Raw genomic sequence first — 18,920 nt, forward strand, 5'->3', positions numbered from 1 at the left:
AGGGGAGGAGTTACAACAGCTTCCCCGCCGCCGCGCGCTCGAACTCCACCGGATCATGCGCGCACAGCACTTTCACCTCGTCCGCACACTCCACGGACAGCCGCCGCACCCGCTCCTGGTTGCGCAGCCGCTGTTCGCGCGAGACTTCCATCAAGGTCTGGTAGCCACGCAGCCCGGGCGTACAGTGCCGCGTCGCCTGCCGCATCTCACCGCGATAGAAGTACGCGTCGCCGGCATGGAGCAGCCAGCCGTCGCGCCCGCGGTCGATCGCGATGCCGGCATGGCCCCAGGTATGTCCCGGCAGCGGCACCATCAGGATCTCGGGGGGCAATCCTTCCAGCCCACGCACCGCATCGAAGCCGAACCACGGCTCGCCGGTGCTCGCATAGCGCCGCCAGTTCTGCACTTCGTCGAACTGCGCCGGGCGATAGCGGTTGCGCGGGACGAAGCCGGTGCGCGGCCCCGTCGCAGCGATGAACTCCCGTTCCATCACATGCACCGTCGCGAACGGAAAATCCTCCAGCCCACCGGCATGGTCGAAGTCGAGATGGGTCAGCACGATGTGCCGCACGTCCTGCGCAGTGAAGCCCAGCGCCTGGATCTGGCGGATCGCCGTGTCTTCCTCGCGCAGCTTGATGTTCAGCATCGTCCGCATCGTCCGCGTGATCCGCGCGGGATCGCGGTGCGGATGGTCGACGTCGCGCAGCCCATAGCCGGTGTCGATCAGCACCAGCCCGTGCGCGTCGGTCTCGATCAGCAGGCAATGGCACACCAGATGCCCGGTCAGCCCGACGCTGCGCCCGTCGAACAGCGCGCCGCCCAGCGGGCAATCGGTCCCGCAATTGAGATGATGGATACGCAAGGCCGCCTCTCCCTTTGGTTCGTCCGGCAAACGAAGCGAAGGGGAAGCGGTTCAGTGCGCTAACGCAGATCAGCCTTCGCGGTGCACCGCGAAGCCGGCGAACGCCTGGTTCACCGGCATCAGCTCCAGGGTGTTGATGTTGAGATGCGCGGGCTGCTGCGCCACCCACAGGATCGTCTTGGCGATGTCTTCGGCCGTCATCGGGTTCACCCCGCCATACAGCTTGTCCGACGCTTCCTGGCTGCCGGTGCGCACCAGGGTGAACTCGGTTTTCACCATCCCCGGCTCGATCGACGTTACGCGCACGCCCGTGCCCAGCAGGTCGGACCGCAGGTTCAGGCTGAACTGGCGCACGAACGCCTTGGTCGCGCCGTACACATTGCCGCCGGCATAGGGATAGCTGGCTGCCACCGACGACAGGTTGATGATCCCGCCCTTGCGCGCGATCAGCTGGGGCAGCAGCTTGTGGGTGATCGCCACCAGCGCGGTCACATTGGTGTCGATCATCGTCTGCCAGTTGGCGAGCTTGGCGTCCTGCGCCGCCTCGGTTCCCAGCGCCAGGCCGGCATTGTTGACCAGCAGGTCGATGTCACGAAACCCCTCGGGCAAGGATGCCAGCGCTTCGTCCAGCGCCGCCTCGTCACGCACGTCGAAGGCGAGCGGGTGGATGCGGTTCTCGCTCATGATCGTGGTCAGGGACTCGAGCCGGTCCTTGCGGCGTCCGGTGGCGATCACATGCCAACCTGCCGCGACAAAGGCGCGGACGGTTGCCGCGCCGATGCCGGCGGTCGCGCCGGTGACTAGAACGGTTGGCATGCGGAAACTCCTGCGCGGGGTGGATATGGCCGCCCTATGTGGACCCGCCCCGCGCATCGTCAATGCGGCACCACGCCCATTTCGACGCCGGTCTTGTCGTGCAGCGCGAAGCGGTCGACCAGGTCGCGGCTCGCCTGGTTATAGCCGACCACTTCGACTTCGCGCCCCTCGCGGCGGAGGCGGGCCACTATCTTGTCGACGCTGAAAACGGCGGAGATATCCCAGAAGTGCGCGGCCGACACGTCGATCACGATGCGCGTTGCGATTTCAACACTTTGAAAAGACTGGGTAAAGCGATCCACCGAGGCGAAGAAGAGCTGGCCGGTCACCGTATAGGTCGCGGTAAGGCCGTCTTCGGAGACGCGGCGCTCGACAGCGAACATCCGCCGCACCTTGCCGGCAAAGAAGATGCCCGACAGCAGCACGCCGGCCAGCACGCCCTGCGCCAGGTCGCGGGTGGCGACCACCACGGCCACGGTCACCAGCATCACCACCGAGGATGTCGGCGGGTGGCGGCGCAGGTTCGGAATCGAGTTCCAGCTGAACGTGCCGATCGACACCATGATCATCACCGCCACCAGCGCGGGCATCGGGATCTGCCCGACCCAGGGGCCGAGCACCGCCAGCAGGAACATCAGGAACGCGCCGGCGGTGAAGGTCGACAGGCGCGCGCGACCGCCCGAGGTCACGTTGATGACCGACTGGCCGATCATCGCACAGCCACCCATGCCGCCGGCCAGCGCCGCGACCATGTTGGCCCCGCCCTGCCCCATGCACTCGCGGCGCTTGTCGCTGTCGGTATCGGTCATGTCGTCGACGATCTGCGCGGTCAGCAGCGATTCCAGCAGGCCCACCGCCGCCATGGTAAGCGAGTAGGGAAGGATGATCCGCAGCGTCTCCCAAGCCAGCGGCACGTTCGGCAGCGCGAAGCTGGGGAGCCCTTCAGGCAGCTGGCCCATGTCGCTGACCGTTCGCACCGGCAGGCCCATAAAGATGCTGATCGCCGCCAGCACCAGAATGGCCACCAGCGGCGAGGGTACCGCCCGGGTCAGACGCGGTACCAGGTAGATGATCGCCAGCCCCGCCGCGATCATCGCATAGCTGTGCCAGCTCACCCCGATCAGCTGCGGCAACTGCGCCATAAAGATCAGGATGGCGAGCGCATTGACGAAGCCGGTGATCACCGAGCGCGAGACGAACTGCATCAGCAGGTTTAGCCGCAGCAGCCCGGCGACGATCTGGATCACGCCCATCAGGATGGTCGCGGCGAAGAGATATTGAACGCCATGCTCGCGCACCAGCGGCGTGACGACCACGGCGACGGCAGCGGTCGCTGCCGAGATCATGCCGGGCCGCCCGCCCAGGAACGAGATCACGATGGCGATCGCCACCGAGGCATAGAGCCCGACGCGTGGATCGACGCCCGAGATGATCGAGAAGCCGATCGCCTCGGGGATCAGCGCCAGCGCAACGACGATTCCGGCAAGGATGTCGCGGCGCGCCTGCACGGCGCTGGGAAGCCATTCGGCGCGGACGCGGGACAGCGTAACAGTCATCGAAGGAACCATGGTTTCGGCACAAGGGCCTCGCAGCTGCGAGAAGGAGCGGCGGATCGCTTAAGCGCTTATGCGGTTGTCTGGCGGATCGGCGGCCAGAAGAGCCACCCGGATTTGCACCGGGTCCTTGCGAATGGCCGCGCTTCTAGCCGCTGGATCGGGGCGCGCAAGCCTTTGCCGGGCAACTCTGCTGCGCCGCAGCAAAATTTCCTTACGAACCGCACATGCACAGACAAGCAGCGCTTCCTACTTTTCGGCTCCAACCAAGATCACAGCAGAGGTTCGCCCATGCATCCCGACAATGATGGCAAGAAGCCCCTGTTCGAGCAGCTTCGCGGCTTGCTGCTCCTGTTCGGTTTCGGCCTGTGCACGCTCACCTTCCTGGTCGCGATCGACCGCGCCGAATGGTCGAAGCAGCCTTCCACGGTGGCCGCCGCGGCGATGCCGGGCGAGCCCGGTGCGCCGGCGGATAATTCGCGGGCTTCGTGAGCGGAGCCGTGTTGCGCTGTTGAGCGTTTGAGCCGCCCATGATCGTCACCGCCGCGCCAAATTTCAAACAGGTCGTTCGCGAAATCTGGAAGCCGCTGGCGCTCCTGTTCGTGTGGGACGTGATCGTCACCATCACCTACGTCCTGCTGCCGTTTCGCGCGCCATCGCTGCCGCTTACGCTGCTGGGTTCGGCGCTGGCGCTGTTTCTCGGCTTCCGCAGCAACTCGGCCTATCAACGCTGGTGGGAAGGGCGCGGGCTGTGGGGGCTGATGATCAACGCCAGCCGCAACCTGGCGCGCCACGCCCGCAACTTCCTGCCCGATGGCGAAGCGCTGGACATGAAGCGCACCATCGTGCTGCGCCAGATCGCCTATGTGAACGCGCTGCGCTGTCAGCTTCGCCGCCAGCCGGTGGATCAGGAAGTGCTCCGCTTCCTCTCACGCGGCGAGGCCGACTTCGCGCTCGCCCGCACCAACGTCGCCAACGGGATCGTCGACGGCACCAGCCGCCGCATCAACATCGCGCGGCAGAATGGCTGGATCGACACCATCCAGCAGACCGCGATGGAAAGCATTCTGGTCGACATCGCCAATGCCCAAGGTGGCATGGAGCGGCTGAAGAACACGCCGCTGCCCAACCAGTACCGGTTCTTTCCCACGATCTTCACGCACCTGTTCTGCATCCTGCTGCCGATCGGGCTGGTGGAGACGCTGGGGCTGGCGACGCCGCTCGGTTCGACCATTGCCGGGCTCATGTTCCTGATCGTGCTGGCGATCGGCGACGATCTGGTCGACCCGTTCGCAAACACGGTGCACGACCTGCCGCTCTGCGCGATGTGCCGCACCATCGAGATCGACTTGCTTCAGGCGATCGGCGACCAAGCGCCCGAGCCGATGAAGCCCGACAAGACCGGGGTGCTGTGGTGAGGCGAATCCCGCCTCGCATGCTTGACTGACAGAGCGCCTTCCCCTGCGGAGATGCCCCCTCCGTCATGCTTCGCATGCCACCTCCCCCGCTGACGCGAGGGAGGAATGGGGCGATTGCCAAGCAGCCGGGCCTGTGTAGATTGCCCAGGCAAGGCGGATAAGCGCCTGATTCCGGAGACGATTCCCTTGAACCTGAAGCATGCCCTGCTGGCGACCACGCTGTGCGCCGCCGCCCTTGCCGCTCCTGCGCTCAGCCAGCAGGCTGCGGCGCCCGCCGCGCCCGCTGCCGCCGCCGATACCGCCGCCGCCACCAGCTATGGCCCCTGGGGCTTCGACATTGCCGGCATGGACCGCAGCGTGAAGCCCGGCGACGACTGGTTCCGCTTCGTCAACGGCAGCTGGGTCGCCAAGACGCAGATCCCGGCCGACCGCTCCTCCTATGGCGCATTCGCGGTGCTGCGCGACTTGTCGGAAATGCGCCTGCGCAGCCTGATCTCGGGCTACAACGCCGCAGACACCGCGCATCCCGACCGGATGAAGGCCGCGATCCTCTATAGCGGCTATATGGACGAAGCCGCTGCCGAGCGCCTGGACGCGCAGCCGCTTACCCAGCGGCTTCAGCCGATCAAGGCCGCGGCGTCGAAGGACGACATCGCCCGGCTGATGGGCGCGTCACTCGGCGGCTTCGGCGGCAGCTTCTTTGCGCCCGGGGTCAATGACGACGCCAAGCAGCCCGACATCTATTCGCTGTATCTGCGCCAGTCGGGCCTGGGCCTGGGCGATCGCGACCTTTATCTCGACGCCAAGTTCGCGCCGCAGGTCGCGCGTTATCGCCAGTATGTCGCACAGATGCTGACCATGGCGGGGTGGCCCAATGCCGAGGCAGCGGCCGCCAATGTCGTCGCGATGGAGACCAAGCTCGCCCAGGCCCACTGGACCCGCGCGCAGAGCCGCGACCGCGACAAGACCTATAACCTGATGACAGTCGCCGAGCTGAAGGCGCAGGCGCCCGGCTTCCCGTGGGAGTCGTTCCGCCAGGCCGCCGGCATCGGCAAGGCCGAGCGCGCCATTGTCGCGCAGAACACCGCCTTCCCGGCGATCGCCAAGCTGTTCGCCGACACCGATCTCGACACGCTCAAGGCCTGGCAGGCCTTCCGCACCGCAGACGACATCGCGCCCCTGCTGTCCAAGCGCTTTGTCGACGCGCAGTTCGATTTCCGCTCCAAGTTCCTGAACGGCCAGCCCGAGCAGCGCGAGCGCTGGAAGCGCGCCGTCGCCTTTACCGAGCGCGCGGTGGGCGAGGGCATCGGCCGCGATTATGTGGAGCTGTATTTCCCGCCCGCATCCAAGGCGAAGATGGATACGCTGGTCGCCAATCTGCGCGTCGCGCTCGCCGGCCGCATCGACAACTTGCCCTGGATGAGCCCGGTTACCAAGGAGCAGGCCCAGGCCAAGCTCAAGGGCTTCACCGTCAAGGTCGGATATCCGGAGAAGTGGCGCGATTACACCGCGCTCGAGGTTCGGCCGGGCGATCTGGTCGGCAATGCCGAGCGCGCCGGCCGTTTCGAATGGGATTACCGCCGCAACCGCATCGGCGGCCAGGTGGACAAGGCCGAGTGGGGCATGACCCCGCAGACGGTCAACGCGTACTACAACTCGGTCAAGAACGAGATCGTGTTCCCCGCCGCGATCCTGCAGCCGCCCTTCTTCGATCCCAAGGCCGACGACGCGATCAACTATGGTGGCATCGGCGGCGTGATCGGCCACGAGATCAGCCACGGCTTCGACGACCAGGGCCGCAAGTCCGACGGCAATGGCGTGCTGCGCGACTGGTGGACGGCGGAAGACGCCAGCAAGTTCGAGGCACAGGCGGTGCGCCTGGGCGCGCAGTACGAAGCCTATACGTTTGAAGGGCTGCCGGGCGTCCACATCAACGGCCGCGCATCGATGGGCGAGAATATCGGCGACCTGGGCGGCGTGCTGATCGCGCTCGACGCCTATCACGCCTCGCTGGGTGGCAAGAAGGCGCGCGTGATCGACGGCTTCACCGGCGACCAGCGCTTCTTCCTGGGCTGGGGCCAGGTGTGGCGCACGCTGTTCCGCAACGAAGCGCTCCAGCAGCAGCTGGTCAGCGATCCGCACTCGCCCGGGCATATCCGCGCGGTGAACCCGCTGCGCAACGTCGATGCGTGGTACGCCGCCTGGAAGGTCACGCCCGACCAGAAGCAGTATCTCGCGCCCGCGGAGCGCGTCCGCATCTGGTAATCGGTGCCCCGGCGCATGACCTTACGGGTTCATGCGCCGGGACCCTGGGGCACATCAACCGCCGAGGCTGCTGCGATCTCACTCGAACAGATCATCGCGAACTATGGCCTGCTGGGGCTGTTCCTGGGCGCCGCAATGGAGGGCGAGACCGTCGTTCTGATCGGCGGCACCATGGTGCACCACGGATTGCTGCCCTTCTGGCCCGCCGCCGCCGCCGCCGCGGGGGGCTCGTTCCTTGCCGACCAGCTCTTCTTCCTGCTCGGGCGGCGCTTTCGCGACCGGCCCTTCGTCCAGCGCATGCAGGCGCGGCCCGCATTCGTCCGGGCGCTGCGCATCTTCGAACGGCATCCCGCCGCCTTCGTCTTCGCCTTCCGCTTTCTCTATGGGCTACGCACCGTCAGCCCGATCGCGATCGGGACGACGCAGCTGCCGGCCCGCACCTTCCTGCTGCTCAACGCCGCTGCTGCAATGGTGTGGGGGATGGTGTTCGTGGGCCTGGGCTATTGGTTCGGGGAGGCAATCGAAGCGGCGTTCGGCCAAGTGCGCGAGGCAGGCGCCATGATCCTGCCGGTGCTGGCGGTGGCAGGCGTGGCGGCGCTGATCCTCCATCTGGTGCGCCGCCGCGCCTGACGGCTCGCTCACCAGGGCGAGTGGTCAAGCCGGGACGCCGCTATTCCTCGATGACGCTCAGCGGCTGGGCGAGCAGCCAGCGTTCGCCGTCATAGCGGTCCTCCAGCTCGTCATACTGGATCAGCGTGCCGACGGGGCAGCCAAGCTCGGGCAAATGAAGGCGCAGCAGGGCGCGGGCGCGGTCCACGTCGGTGGCGTCGACATCGACGACGGTGAACAGCACGTCGCGGGCGCCATGCGCGTTCTCCTCGCTCAGCATGGTTGCGCCGCCTTCGCTGCACCCCAGCCCGGCGAGGCGCAGCTCGGCGTCGAGCGACACGCTGTAGCGCAGGTGCCGCTCCATGGGATCGAGATCCTCAGGGAGCACGATCATCATGTATCGGGTGTCGAGCGGCTCCTGCATCTTGGCCGCAAGTCCTGTAAGGAACCGCTCGATCACCATCAGCCTCGCAGCACCGCGCCCAGCTTCGCCGCGGCGGCGACGACCTTGTCGGCCACCGCCTTGATGTCGGCGTCGGTGAAGCTCTTTTCGCCCGGTTGCAGCGTGACCTCCACCGCAAGCGACTTCTGCCCCTCGGGCACGCCCTGGCCGACGAAGACGTCGAACAGCCGCGCGTCAGTGATGAGCGCCTTGTCGGCGCCCTTCACCGTGCGGACCAGGTCGCCCGCGACCAGCGTCTCGGGCACCAGGAAGGCGAAGTCGCGCGTCACGGCCTGCAGCGCCGGCGGGGTGAAGGCCGGGCGCATGAAGCCCGATCCCCGCTTGGCCGGCAGCGCGTCGAGATACAGCTCCACCGCAACGACATCGCCCGACAGGTCGAATGCCTTGGCGACGCTGGGATGCACCGCGCCGAATGCGGCGAGCACGGTCTTGGGCCCCAGCCGCAGCGTGGCGGACTGGCCGGGGTGATAGGCGTCGCCTGCCTCACCCATGACCTGCAGGTTGGCGACCGGCGCACCGGCAGCCTCCAGCAGCGCCAGCGCTTCGGCCTTGGCATCGAACGCGCCGAAGCCCTGTGCCTTGCCGCCCTGCCAGCCGCGCGGGGTACGGCTTCCGGCCAGCACGACGCCGAGCGTCAGCCGCTCCTTGTCGGCCAGATAGCGCCGCCCGATCTCGAACAGGCGCACGCTGGTGGCGCCGCGCTTCAGGTTGCGCTCGGCCGCGGCCAGCAGGCCCGGCAGCAAGGACGGGCGCATCACCTTCATGTCCTCGCTGATCGGGTTGGCCAGGCTCCAGGCGCCGCCGCCGAACACGGCTGCATCCTTTTCGGAGATGAAGCTCCAGGTGACGGCTTCGTTCAGCCCGCGCGCGGCGGCGGTGCGCCGCAGCTTGCGCTCCAGCTTCTGCTCGGGCGTGGCGGTCGGACGCGCCACGCCGGGCACGCGCTCCAGCGGCGTCGAGGGGACATGGTCGATACCTTCGATGCGGATCACTTCCTCGACCAGGTCGGCCGGGCCGTCCACGTCGCGGCGCCAAGTCGGGACCACCACCTGCCAGTCCTCGGACACCGAGAAGCCCAGCCGGATCAGGATGTCGCGCTGGCGCTCCGGCGCGATTGCCAGCCCGCCCAGCGTCTCGGCGAGCGTCGGATCATAGCCGATCGTCCGCGTCGCGACCGGCGGCTGGCCGGCATGGGTGATGCCGCTTGCCTGTCCGCCGCACAGGTCAAGCACCATGCGGGTGGCGATCGCCAGGCCGTCTTCCAGAAACGCCGGATCAACACCGCGCTCGAAACGCTGCCGTGCGTCGCTGGTCAGTGCCAGCTTCTGCCCGGTGCGCGCGATATGCTCGGGTTCGAAATAGGCGCATTCGATCAGCACGTCGGTCGTGCCCGGCTGCACGCTTGAATGCTCGCCGCCCATCACGCCGCCAATGTCGTGCACGGCTTCGTCGTCGGCGATGACCGTCATCGTCTCGTCGAGCGTATAGGTCTTGCCATTGAGCGCCAGCACCTGCTCGCCGGCCTGCGCCTTGCGCGCGACCAGCCCGCCCTTCAGCGTGGCGCGGTCATAGACGTGCAGCGGACGGCCGAGGTCGACCATCACATAGTTGGTGATGTCGACCAGCGTGGAGATCGGCTTCTGCCCGATCGCGGTCAGCCGGCGGCGCATCCATTCGGGCGACTCACCGTTCGTCACGCCGGAGACGCTCTGCGCGAAGAAAGCGGGGCAACCCTCGTCCTGCGTCCGCACATCAGGTCCCGGACCTTCGCCCTCGACCGGCGCAACCGTCAGCGGCTTGAGCGTGCCGAGGCCCGCAGCGGCCAGATCCCGGGCGATGCCGCGCACGCCCATGCAGTCCTGGCGGTTCGGCGTGATCGACACGTCGATGACCGGATCGCCGAGCTCCGCATAGTCGGAGAAGGCCGTGCCGATTGGTGCATCCTGCGGCAGCTCGATGATGCCATCATGATCTTCGCCGAGTTCCAGCTCGCGCGTCGAACACATCATGCCGTTCGATTCGACGCCGCGGATCGCCGACACCTTCAGCTGCATGCCATTGGCAGGCACGGTCGCGCCGGGAAGCCCCAGCACGCCGACTAGGCCCGCACGCGCATTCGGGGCGCCGCACACCACCTGGAGCGGGGCACCTTCGCCGGTGTCGACGCTCAGAACCTGCAGCTTGTCCGCCTGCGGGTGACGCTCGGCGGTCAGCACCCGCGCGACGCGGAAGCCGGTCAGCTTCTCGGCCGGGTTCTCGACCCCCTCTACTTCCAATCCGACACGCGTCAGGGCCTCTACGACACCCTCCAGCGAGGCGTCGGTATCCAGATGCTCCTTGAGCCAGCCCAGGGTGAACTTCATGCCCCCACTCCCCCGCTCAGCGTGGGCACGTCGAGCGCCGAGAAACCGTAATGCTTGAGCCAGCGCAGATCGCCGTCGAAGAAGGGCCGCAAATCGTCCATCCCGTATTTGAGCATCGCCAGCCGGTCCACGCCGGTGCCAAAGGCGAAGCCCTGCCATTCATTGGGGTCCAGCCCGGCGGCCTCGATCACCTTGCGGTGGACCATGCCGGAGCCCAGCACTTCCATCCAGCCGCCGCCCGCCGCATCGCCGCTGCCGCCGATCACGCGCTTGCCGTTGGTCCAGGTGAAGCCGACATCGACCTCCGCCGACGGTTCGGTGAAGGGGAAGTAGCTGGGGCGCAGGCGTAGCACGATGTCGTCGCGCTCGAAGAACGCCTTGAGGAATGTTTCCAGCGTCCATTTCAGGTGGCCGAGCGTGATGCCCTTGTCGATCACCAACCCTTCGATCTGGTGGAACATCGGCGTGTGGGTCGCATCGCTGTCCGAGCGATAGACGCGGCCGGGCGCGATGATCCGGATCGGCGGCTTGTTCGCCATCATCGTGCGGATCTGCACCGGGCTGGTGTGGGTGCGCAGCACCATCGGCCGCTCATGCTCGCCGGCCAGATAGAAGGTGTCGTGCATCGCCCGCGCCGGATGCGTCTCTGGAATGTTGAGCGCAGTGAAATTGTGCCAGTCGTCCTCGATCTCGGGCCCGCTTGCCACTGCGAAGCCCAGGTCGGCGAAGATCTCGGCCAGTTCGTCCATCACCTGGCTGACCGGGTGGACGCTGCCCGCGGGCACGCCATCGACGGGAAGCGTCATGTCGAGCTTTTCGGAAGCCAGCCGGGCGTCGAGCGCCGCCTTTTCCAGTGCGTCCTTGCGGGCGCCCAGCGCCGCCGTCACCGCCTCGCGAAGGCCATGGATGCGCGGCCCTTCGGCCTGGCGCTGCTCCGGGCTCATGCCGCCCAGCGTCTTCAACAGCCCGGTGATCGCACCCTGCTTGCCCAGCGCATGGACGCGGATCGCTTCCAGCGCGTCGAGCCCCGCCGCCGCGTCGATCGACGCGACCAGGTCCTGGCGAAGTTGGTCTAGATCGGTGGTCATCGCATTCCGTTCGTTAAGTCGTGAAGGGCCGAACCCCAGTCGTGGCGTCGCGTCAAGCCTATACCCGGCTCGCCAGCAGCGCGCCGCCAAAGCCGATGAACATGGCGCCGGTCGCGCGATTGAACCGCCGCTGCCGATGCGCGGGCGCCAGCCACCGCGCCAGCGAGCGTCCGCCCAGCGCGTAGGTGACGTACCAGCCGCCCTCGATCACTGCAAAGCTGACCACCAGGATCCCCAACTGCGTCCAGAAGGGACGGCCTACATCCAGGAACTGTGGGAACAGCGCGGCAGCGAAGATGATGAGCTTGGGGTTCGACAATCCCGTGCCCAGTGCGGCGGCATAGAGTGCGCCGGCACGGGGGCGGGTGTGCGGATCGGCCTCCGTCCCGGCACTTACCGGCGCGCGCCATGCCTTGATCCCCAGCCACAGGAGATAGGCCGCGCCGGCATAGCGCAGCACGTCGAACACGCGCGGCGAGGCCTTTAGCAGGGCGCCCAATCCCATCGCGGAGGCGAGCAGGCACAGCAGCACCGCGCTCATCAGCCCGGCCATTGAGAACAGCGCCCGGCGCGGACCGTGGTGAATGCTCTGCACCATGACATGGAGCATGTTCGGACCCGGCGTGCCGGCGATCAGGAACACGGCGGTGACATAGAGCCACCAGGTGTGGAGTGCCATCTGCTCACCCTTCTCGGCACCACATGGTGCCGGAAACGAAAAGGGCGCCGGTGTTGCCACCGACGCCCCTTTTTCGATCAACTGCTACAGGCTCGCTCAGGCGGCCTGGGGCAGAGCCGCCTTCGCCTGCGCGATGATGGCGCTAAACGCTTCACCTTCGTGCATTGCGATGTCAGCCAGGACCTTGCGGTCGAGTTCGATGCCGGCGAGCTTGAGCCCGTGCATGAACTGCGAATAGGTCAGGCCTTCGGCGCGAACGCCGGCGTTGATGCGCTGGATCCAGAGACCCCGGAACGTCCGCTTCTTAACCTTGCGGTCGCGATACGCGTACTGGCCGGCCTTTTCGACGGCCTGCCGCGCGATGCGGATGGTGTTCTTGCGACGGCCACGATAGCCCTTCGCCTGTTCCAGAATGTTCTTGTGCTTGGCGCGGGTGGTAACACCCCGTTTTACGCGTGCCATGTGTCAGGCCTCCCTTACTTCAGGCCGTACGGCGCCCACGCGACAACGCGTGCGACGTCAGCATCGGCCAGCACGGAAGTGCCGCGATTGGTACGGATATACTTCGCGTTGTGCGAAATCAGTCGGTGGCGCTTGCCGGCGACTCCATGCTTCACCTTGCCAGTGGCGGTGAACTTGAAGCGCTTCTTAACGCCGCTCTTCGTCTTGAGCTTGGGCATTTTCGTCTCCTTATGGTTCGACGATTGCAGACAGCCGCGGCAGCCCTTGTTAGCCGGACGGTCCCTCGATCGCGGAAAGGCGGGCGCATAGCCGAGCATGTGCCGCATTGCAACCAGAGTCCTGCGGGCGCGGCGGGTGCTAATGGGAACCGCGACCCTTTACGCGCTTTGTGCCTCCGATGGCCGATCGTGACGCGTCCATAACTGCCGCCGACCCGGCACAGGCGGGCACTGCCCCGGCAAAGCCGGTCCGCGCGCTCGGCACGCCGCTTGCCAGCGTCATTTCCGTGGTCGTCACGCTCCTAGGTCTGCTGGTGCTCGCCTGGACGATCCTGTTCATCACCAAGGGCCGGTTCCTCAAGCATACGTTCGAGGGGATCGCCAGCGCGCAGAGCGGGCGCACGGTGAAGGTCGCGGGCGACTTCCAGCTGTATTTCGCGCCGTTTAACGTCAAGTTCTTGGCCGAGCGCATCACCGTCTCCAATCCGGATTGGGCGGGTGGCGGCAACTTCTTCGCGGCAGCCAAGGTCGACAGCCGCATCTCGACCTGGAGCCTGGTCACCCACAAATATCGGTTCAACTGGCTAGGTCTCCAGGACGGCCGGATCGACCTGCAATGGGACAAGGCGGGGCGGCGCAACACCTGGACGTTCAAGTCCGGCGATGAAGGCGGCGATCCGTTCGAGCTACCTTCGGTGCGCCGTGGCATCGTTCAAGGCACGCAGCTGCGCTATCTCGATCCGCGGATGCGGATCGAAGCGGCGATTCGCGTCCATACCGTGGAAGCACGCGAGACCCGAGTCGAGAACAGCATCCGCTTCGATGGCATCGGCACCGCACGGGGCGCCCGCTTCACCCTGGCGGGCGCATTGCTGTCGCCCAACGAGACCGTGTCCGGCGGCGCGAACAAGCTGCAGCTGCGCGCCGAAGGGGTGCGGACCAGCGTCGACATCACCGGCACCCTGCCTGGCGCGACCGAGATCGAAGGCGCGGACCTGCGCATGGACCTGCGCGGCCGCAACCTGGCCGACATCTTCCTGGTGTTCGGCATCGCCGTGCCGGACACGCGCCGCTATCGCCTGACCTCGGCGCTGACCAAGCGTGGCGACGAATGGCGCTTCACCGGGGTCAAGGGACGGTTCGGGGACAGCGACCTTGGCGGGCGGTTTACCGTCGCCATGAAGCAGCCGCGCCTGTTGCTGACCGCCGACCTGGCGACCCGCACGCTCGACATCATCGATGCCGCGCCGTTCATCGGCTACAACCCGGACAAGATCGAAGCGCAGGGCGGAGCGGGCACGATCGAGCGGGTCGGCGGGGCGCCGCGCATCCTTCCCGACGCGCCGCTGCGTATCGAAGCGCTCAAGAATTTCGACGCGCGGGTGAAGTGGAACGTGGCCCGCGTGCGCGCCAACAGGCTCCCCATGTCGAACATCGAACTGGGCCTCACGCTGGACAACCGTCTGCTCAAGCTCAGCCCGCTCAACTTCAGCATCGCGCGCGGCACGATCAACTCTGACATCACCATCAACGCGCGGCGCCAGCCGGTCTTCACCGACTATGACATCCGCCTGTCGCCCACGCCAATGGGCGTGCTGCTCGCCGGGTTTGGCGTGGAGGAGTCGGGCACCAGCGGCACCGTGAAGGCGCGGGTGAAGATTACCGGTCTGGGCAACAGCGTTCGCGATTCGCTGGCCAACTCGAACGGGCGAATCGCCATCATCCTGCCCAAGGGAAGTTTCTGGACGCGCAACATCCAGCTGTCGGAGATCGACGTCGGCACGTTCGTGCAGAAGATGTTCGAGAAGAAGCTGAAGGAACCGGTGCAGATCAATTGCGGGCTGCTCGGCTTCACCGTGCGCAACGGCATTGCCGCGGCCGATCCGATCCTGATCGACACGAGCAAGAACGTGATGCTCGGGCGCGGCGGCTTTTCCTTCAAGAACGAGACGCTTGACCTGGCCTTCCGCGCCGACAGCAAGAAGTTCAGCCTGTTCGCCGGTCAGTCGCCGGTGGGGATTGGCGGCTATTTCTCTCAGCCCTCGATCGACGTGATCACGCCCGAACTGCTGGCGCGGGCGGGCGTGGGCCTTGGGCTTGCGGTGGTCGCGAGTCCCATCGCGGCGGTGGTGGCCTTTGTGGATGTCGGCGACGCCAAGTCCGCTGCGTGCGGCCCCGTGCTGGCGGGCGCAACGGCCAAGGCCCAGCGCGACAGCAAGGGTCAGCCGCGCGACGATGTCGGCAAGGGCACGACCGCCAAATCCGAAGACGGCAAGCGCAGCAAGGGTGAGCGCAAGGAACAGCGCAAGAAGTTCCTGGGCATCTTCTGATCTGTTCGAGCGCTGACCGCGGCTGCCCGGCAACCTTTTTGCCGCGACGACATTGCCTTCGCTGCGTTTTTGGGGCTTTCGCGGAAAACGCGAACGGAGAGGTATTGGGTTGTCGACGGAACGGGACGAGGGCTTGATCAAGCCTCCGGTCGGACAGAGCACGGGAGTCCCGGCCGAAGGTGCCATGGACGTAGGTGCCAACGAGCCGATCGAGAGCCGCGGGCTACATCACTGGCGTGAAAGCACCATCACCCAGCCTGGGCTGGACGACCGCGGCAATGTGTTCTTCGCGGCGATCGAGATGACTCGGATGCCGATGATTCTCACCGACCCCAACCTCCCCGACAATCCCATCGTCTTCGCCAACAAGGCGTTTCTCGACCTCACCATGTATGAGGAAGACGAGGTGCTGGGCCGAAACTGCCGCTTCCTGCAGGGCGCGCAGACAGAGCCGCAGCCGGTCACCGAGATGCGGCAGGCAGTGGAGCAGCGCCACTCGGTGGCGCTGGAGGTGCTGAACTACAAGCGCGACGGCACGCCGTTCTGGAACGCCGTGTTCATCGGCCCGGTCTACGACACCTCCGGCACGCTCCTGTATTTCTTCGCCAGCCAGTTGGACGTGACGCGCCGGCGCGAGACCGAGCAATCCTTTCGCCAGGCGCAGAAGATGGAGTCGATCGGACAGCTTACCGCTGGGCTGGCGCACGACTTCAACAATCTGCTCCAGGTCGTGAACGGCAATCTGGAGATGCTGGACAGTCGGATCGATGACCCGCGCAGCCAACGCTATCTGCACAATGCGCGATCGGCCGCCGAGCGCGGGGCCAAGCTGACCAGCCAGTTGCTCGCATTCGCCCGCAAGACGCGGCTCGAACCGCGGCCGGTGGACATCAGCGAGTGCATCCACAGCTTTGCCGAGATGATCGAGAGCTCGGTCGGCAAGCAGGTCGAGATCCATCTGAGCACGCGGCGCGGTCTGCCCAAGGCGATCCTGGATCCCGAACAGTTCGAAATGGCCATCCTCAACATCGCCATCAACGCGCGCGACGCGATGGCTGAGGGCGGTGTGATCACTATCTCCACCGCCAAGGTGAGCGTTACCGAGAACAGTGCCGGGCGGAACCTGTCGGCTGGCGACTATCTCGCCGTCGAAGTGCAGGACCAGGGCAATGGCATGTCCCCCGACGTGCTGGAACGCGCAGTGGAACCCTTCTTCACCACCAAGCCGACCGGCAAGGGAACCGGCCTCGGGCTCGCCATGGCCAGCGGCTTTGTCCAACAGTCGCGCGGGCGGCTGGAGATCGAGAGCGATTTGGGCGAGGGCACCACGGTGCGCATGCTGTTCCCCGTCGCCGGCAGCGACGTGGATGCGGAGGAGGACCCCAGTCACCGGCCGGCACAAGCGGGCGCCTCGCTTCCCGATGTGGGGGCGAGCCACATCTTGGTCGTCGAAGACAGCGCCGAAGTCATGGAGCTTGCCTGCGAGATACTGATCGACGCGGGATACAGGGTCAGCACCGCGCCCACCGGCGATGCCGGGCTGGCGGCGTTCAAACACGCGTTGCAGGACGATCCCTTCGACCTGGTCTTCACCGACCTGGTGATGCCCGGCAGCATCAATGGCATCGCGCTGGCCGATCAAGTCAGCGAACTGGATCCCGGCATCGTCGTCCTGATGACCACCGGGTATAATGAGCAGTTGGTGGTGGACGGGCCGCTACGTTCCGGGCGCGACGTGCTCGGCAAGCCGTACCGCAAGACCGATCTGCTCGACCGTATCCGCCAGGCGCTCAATCAGCGCGGGCAGCAGGACCGGACTCGGCGGCGCCCATCGGACTTCGGCGCGGCGGAGGCCTGACCCCGGTCAGTGCCCGCCGCGGCAGGCGAGCGCTTCGAGTATTTCCTCAATTCGCGCCGGGTCGCCGGCAGCGATCACTTCGCCGTTGCTGCCCGCGTGGAGCGGATCGCCCTGCCAATCGCACATGCGGCCGCCCGCGCCTTCGACCACCGGGACCAGTGCGGCGAAGTCGTGGAGCTTGAGGCCAGCCTCGACCACCACGTCCATCCAGCCGCTGGCGACGCATCCATAGGCATAGCAGTCGCCACCCAGAACCGTGCTCATCACTTCAGCATCTAGATGCTCGAAGGCGTGGAGCTGGTCGTCGGTGAACAATGCAGGCGAGGTGGTGCCCAGGATCGCCTGCTTCAGGTCGCGGCAGCGGCGCGTGCTGGCCGGCTTGCCGTTGAACAGCGTGGGACGGCCCATAACGCCCAGCCAGCGTTCGCCGATGATCGGTTGATCGATTATTCCGAGCAGCGGCCAGCCGTCTTCGATCAGCGCGATCAAGGTGCCGAAAGTTGCGCGGCCGGAGATGAAGGCGCGAGTGCCGTCGATGGGGTCGAGCACCCATTGCCGAGTGCTGGTGCCTTCGCGGACGCCGAATTCTTCGCCGATGATGCCATCCATAGGCCGTTCGGCGATGATAAGTTTGCGCATGGCCTCTTCGGCCTCGCGGTCGGCCAGGGTTACGGGCGACAGATCCTCCTTGGCTTCCAGCCCGTGTTCGGCACGGAAGCGGGGGCGGATCGCCGCGCCTGCCGCATCGGCGAGGCGGTTGGCGAGATCGATATCGGTTTGCGTGACGGGCATGCCCCTGCCCTAGCCAGCCGATTTTGACTCGCCAAGGTCACAAAGCACTGCCAGTCCTCGCGGCGATGCGCTCGATGCTTGTCCTTGCCGGCCTGATCGCCGCCACGCCCGCCGCTGCCCAGGTTCGCGCCGTACCGGCGCAGCCGGAGTCGGAGCAGGCGGCGTTGCGCGGCGTCGAGGTGTTCCTGGTCAACGAGACCGACGCGCCCGTGGCCGATGCCGGACCGCGCCAAATCGAAGTCACCGCCGCCGACGGCAGCCGGCTGGTGCTGGAGCGCGCACCCGGCCCGACCCGCACGATCGCGCCCGGCGCCTTCGCCAAGGTGCGCTATATCCCGGTGAGCGTCGCATCGGTGGCGGTGCCGCCATCGGCACAACATCCCGCCGCCCCCATTCCTGATGGCGAAACGGTGGTACAGAGCTCGACCGGATCATCCTCGGCATTCGTGGAGCGGTTCGAACCGCATGAGCCGATCTATGGCGTGTTCGGCATGGGCGATTCCGGTGCCAAGCTTCAGGTGAGCCTGGGCTTCAAGCCCTTTGCCGAGGATGCGCCGGCCAAGCTCGGCAATCTGCGCTTTGCCTATACCCAGACGATGTTCTGGGCGATCCAGCAGCCCTCCGGCCCGTTCAACTCGACCATCTACAGCCCCGAAGTCTATGCCGACAGCGCGCTTGATGACACGACGCGCGTGGCGATTGGGTGGCGGCATGATTCCAACGGGCGCGGCGATCTCGACTCGGTCGACCTCAACCGCATCTTCGCGCGGGTGGAGAAGCAGTTCGACCTCGGCAACGACTGGCGGCTCGATATCGCACCGATGGCCTGGTTCTATGTCGGGTCGAGCGGTGCGGCGCATGACGTGCCCGATTACTATGGCTACACGTCGCTGACCGCCGCGATTCAGCAGCGCGATGGCCTGAAGCTGTCGCTGACCGCGCGCGGCAATGTCGAGACCGGCAAGGGATCGGCCGAGCTGTTCGCCTCGTATCCGCTGGCGCGAATCGGGGGCGGCATGGGCTTCTACCTGTTCGGCCAGGCCTTTGCCGGACATGCCGAAACGCTGGACGACTATCGCCGCAGCGACGCCCATGCCAGGATCGGCATAGCGCTAACCCGATGACGCTACCCTCTAGGAGACCC

The 18,920-nt window shown here is 66.4% G+C and carries 17 protein-coding genes and 1 other annotated feature; of the genes, 7 read left to right on the top strand and 10 right to left on the bottom strand.

All coding sequences use genetic code 11. The features are described 5' to 3' along the window. Positions 1 to 10 precede the first annotated feature (10 nt). The 3 genes from LQ953_RS05170 to LQ953_RS05180 all read right to left on the bottom strand — a co-directional run bounded on the left by LQ953_RS05170 (position 11) and on the right by LQ953_RS05180 (position 3,234). Positions 11 to 862 (bottom strand): MBL fold metallo-hydrolase, encoded by an 852-nt coding sequence (locus LQ953_RS05170; RefSeq protein ID WP_231029616.1) that lies wholly within the window; start codon positions 860 to 862, stop codon positions 11 to 13. 69 nt (positions 863 to 931) lie between these two features. Then, positions 932 to 1,678 (bottom strand): SDR family NAD(P)-dependent oxidoreductase, encoded by a 747-nt coding sequence (locus tag LQ953_RS05175; protein WP_231029617.1) that lies wholly within the window; start codon positions 1,676 to 1,678, stop codon positions 932 to 934. Between the two features lie 59 nt (positions 1,679 to 1,737). Further along, positions 1,738 to 3,234, bottom strand: a complete 1,497-nt coding sequence (locus LQ953_RS05180; protein ID WP_231029618.1) for a SulP family inorganic anion transporter — start codon at positions 3,232 to 3,234, stop codon at positions 1,738 to 1,740. Between the two features lie 74 nt (positions 3,235 to 3,308). Next, positions 3,309 to 3,364, bottom strand: a sequence feature (sul1 is cis-regulatory element that is thought to sense ions involved in sulfur or methionine metabolism; They are found in Alphaproteobacteria). 158 nt (positions 3,365 to 3,522) lie between these two features. Between LQ953_RS05180 and LQ953_RS05185 the strand changes: the two genes are divergently transcribed. From LQ953_RS05185 to LQ953_RS05200, 4 genes are all read left to right on the top strand, one after another. Then, positions 3,523 to 3,723, top strand: coding sequence for a hypothetical protein (locus LQ953_RS05185; protein WP_231029619.1), 201 nt, complete (start codon positions 3,523 to 3,525; stop codon positions 3,721 to 3,723). Between the two features lie 38 nt (positions 3,724 to 3,761). After that, entirely contained in the window at positions 3,762 to 4,649 is an 888-nt protein-coding gene (locus tag LQ953_RS05190; protein WP_231029620.1) for a bestrophin family protein, read from the top strand. A gap of 186 nt (positions 4,650 to 4,835) precedes the next feature. Then, positions 4,836 to 6,914: a M13 family metallopeptidase gene (locus LQ953_RS05195; RefSeq protein WP_231029621.1), complete on the top strand. Its 2,079-nt coding sequence runs from the start codon at positions 4,836 to 4,838 to the stop codon at positions 6,912 to 6,914. A 15-nt stretch (positions 6,915 to 6,929) separates the two neighbouring features. Then, the gene (locus tag LQ953_RS05200; protein ID WP_231029622.1) at positions 6,930 to 7,544 is read left to right on the top strand and encodes a DedA family protein; all 615 of its coding nucleotides are present in this window, start codon (positions 6,930 to 6,932) and stop codon (positions 7,542 to 7,544) included. 40 nt (positions 7,545 to 7,584) lie between these two features. On the opposite strand, the gene LQ953_RS05205 is transcribed toward LQ953_RS05200, so the two are convergent. The 6 genes from LQ953_RS05205 to rpmI all read right to left on the bottom strand — a co-directional run bounded on the left by LQ953_RS05205 (position 7,585) and on the right by rpmI (position 12,796). Next, positions 7,585 to 7,983 (bottom strand): hypothetical protein, encoded by a 399-nt coding sequence (locus LQ953_RS05205; protein ID WP_231029623.1) that lies wholly within the window; start codon positions 7,981 to 7,983, stop codon positions 7,585 to 7,587. A 2-nt stretch (positions 7,984 to 7,985) separates the two neighbouring features. Next, the gene (gene pheT / locus LQ953_RS05210) at positions 7,986 to 10,349 is read right to left on the bottom strand and encodes a phenylalanine--tRNA ligase subunit beta (RefSeq protein WP_231029624.1); all 2,364 of its coding nucleotides are present in this window, start codon (positions 10,347 to 10,349) and stop codon (positions 7,986 to 7,988) included. Then, the gene (gene pheS, locus LQ953_RS05215) at positions 10,346 to 11,437 is read right to left on the bottom strand and encodes a phenylalanine--tRNA ligase subunit alpha (RefSeq protein ID WP_231029625.1); all 1,092 of its coding nucleotides are present in this window, start codon (positions 11,435 to 11,437) and stop codon (positions 10,346 to 10,348) included. Before pheS ends, pheT begins: the two co-directional genes overlap by 4 nt. Before the next feature lie 58 nt (positions 11,438 to 11,495). Then, positions 11,496 to 12,116, bottom strand: a complete 621-nt coding sequence (locus LQ953_RS05220) for a LysE family translocator (RefSeq protein WP_231029626.1) — start codon at positions 12,114 to 12,116, stop codon at positions 11,496 to 11,498. Positions 12,117 to 12,212: 96 nt separating this feature from the next. After that, entirely contained in the window at positions 12,213 to 12,578 is a 366-nt protein-coding gene (gene rplT, locus LQ953_RS05225; protein WP_231029627.1) for a 50S ribosomal protein L20, read from the bottom strand. Between the two features lie 14 nt (positions 12,579 to 12,592). Continuing rightward, a complete protein-coding gene (gene rpmI, locus LQ953_RS05230) occupies positions 12,593 to 12,796 on the bottom strand; it encodes a 50S ribosomal protein L35 (RefSeq protein ID WP_184089783.1) in 204 nt (67 codons plus the stop codon). A 179-nt stretch (positions 12,797 to 12,975) separates the two neighbouring features. Between rpmI and LQ953_RS05235 the strand changes: the two genes are divergently transcribed. Then, positions 12,976 to 15,126, top strand: a complete 2,151-nt coding sequence (locus LQ953_RS05235) for an AsmA family protein (RefSeq protein WP_231029628.1) — start codon at positions 12,976 to 12,978, stop codon at positions 15,124 to 15,126. Between the two features lie 184 nt (positions 15,127 to 15,310). Continuing rightward, entirely contained in the window at positions 15,311 to 16,984 is a 1,674-nt protein-coding gene (locus tag LQ953_RS05240; RefSeq protein ID WP_231029629.1) for a PAS domain-containing protein, read from the top strand. Between the two features lie 6 nt (positions 16,985 to 16,990). On the opposite strand, the gene hisN is transcribed toward LQ953_RS05240, so the two are convergent. After that, positions 16,991 to 17,776, bottom strand: a complete 786-nt coding sequence (gene hisN, locus LQ953_RS05245) for a histidinol-phosphatase (protein ID WP_231029630.1) — start codon at positions 17,774 to 17,776, stop codon at positions 16,991 to 16,993. 74 nt (positions 17,777 to 17,850) lie between these two features. Between hisN and LQ953_RS05250 the strand changes: the two genes are divergently transcribed. Next, the gene (locus tag LQ953_RS05250; RefSeq protein ID WP_231029631.1) at positions 17,851 to 18,900 is read left to right on the top strand and encodes a phospholipase A; all 1,050 of its coding nucleotides are present in this window, start codon (positions 17,851 to 17,853) and stop codon (positions 18,898 to 18,900) included. The last annotated feature ends 20 nt before the right edge of the window (positions 18,901 to 18,920 follow it).

It is taken from the genome of Sphingomonas sp. IC-56 (assembly GCF_021043375.1).
Lineage (GTDB): Bacteria > Pseudomonadota > Alphaproteobacteria > Sphingomonadales > Sphingomonadaceae > Sphingomonas.

Excerpts from the sequence above, each read along its gene's own strand:
- hisN (WP_231029630.1), bottom strand. The coding sequence starts at position 17,776 with ATGCCCGTCACGCAAACCGATATCGATCTCGCCAACCGCCTCGCCGAT.
- LQ953_RS05185 (WP_231029619.1), top strand. The coding sequence starts at position 3,523 with ATGCATCCCGACAATGATGGCAAGAAGCCCCTGTTCGAGCAGCTTCGC.
- LQ953_RS05180 (WP_231029618.1), bottom strand. The coding sequence starts at position 3,234 with ATGACTGTTACGCTGTCCCGCGTCCGCGCCGAATGGCTTCCCAGCGCC.
- rplT (WP_231029627.1), bottom strand. The coding sequence starts at position 12,578 with ATGGCACGCGTAAAACGGGGTGTTACCACCCGCGCCAAGCACAAGAAC.
- LQ953_RS05200 (WP_231029622.1), top strand. The coding sequence starts at position 6,930 with ATGACCTTACGGGTTCATGCGCCGGGACCCTGGGGCACATCAACCGCC.
- LQ953_RS05250 (WP_231029631.1), top strand. The coding sequence starts at position 17,851 with ATGCTTGTCCTTGCCGGCCTGATCGCCGCCACGCCCGCCGCTGCCCAG.
- pheT (WP_231029624.1), bottom strand. The coding sequence starts at position 10,349 with ATGAAGTTCACCCTGGGCTGGCTCAAGGAGCATCTGGATACCGACGCC.
- LQ953_RS05175 (WP_231029617.1), bottom strand. The coding sequence starts at position 1,678 with ATGCCAACCGTTCTAGTCACCGGCGCGACCGCCGGCATCGGCGCGGCA.
- LQ953_RS05190 (WP_231029620.1), top strand. The coding sequence starts at position 3,762 with ATGATCGTCACCGCCGCGCCAAATTTCAAACAGGTCGTTCGCGAAATC.
- LQ953_RS05235 (WP_231029628.1), top strand. The coding sequence starts at position 12,976 with ATGGCCGATCGTGACGCGTCCATAACTGCCGCCGACCCGGCACAGGCG.
- rpmI (WP_184089783.1), bottom strand. The coding sequence starts at position 12,796 with ATGCCCAAGCTCAAGACGAAGAGCGGCGTTAAGAAGCGCTTCAAGTTC.
- LQ953_RS05220 (WP_231029626.1), bottom strand. The coding sequence starts at position 12,116 with ATGGCACTCCACACCTGGTGGCTCTATGTCACCGCCGTGTTCCTGATC.
- LQ953_RS05240 (WP_231029629.1), top strand. The coding sequence starts at position 15,311 with ATGGACGTAGGTGCCAACGAGCCGATCGAGAGCCGCGGGCTACATCAC.
- pheS (WP_231029625.1), bottom strand. The coding sequence starts at position 11,437 with ATGACCACCGATCTAGACCAACTTCGCCAGGACCTGGTCGCGTCGATC.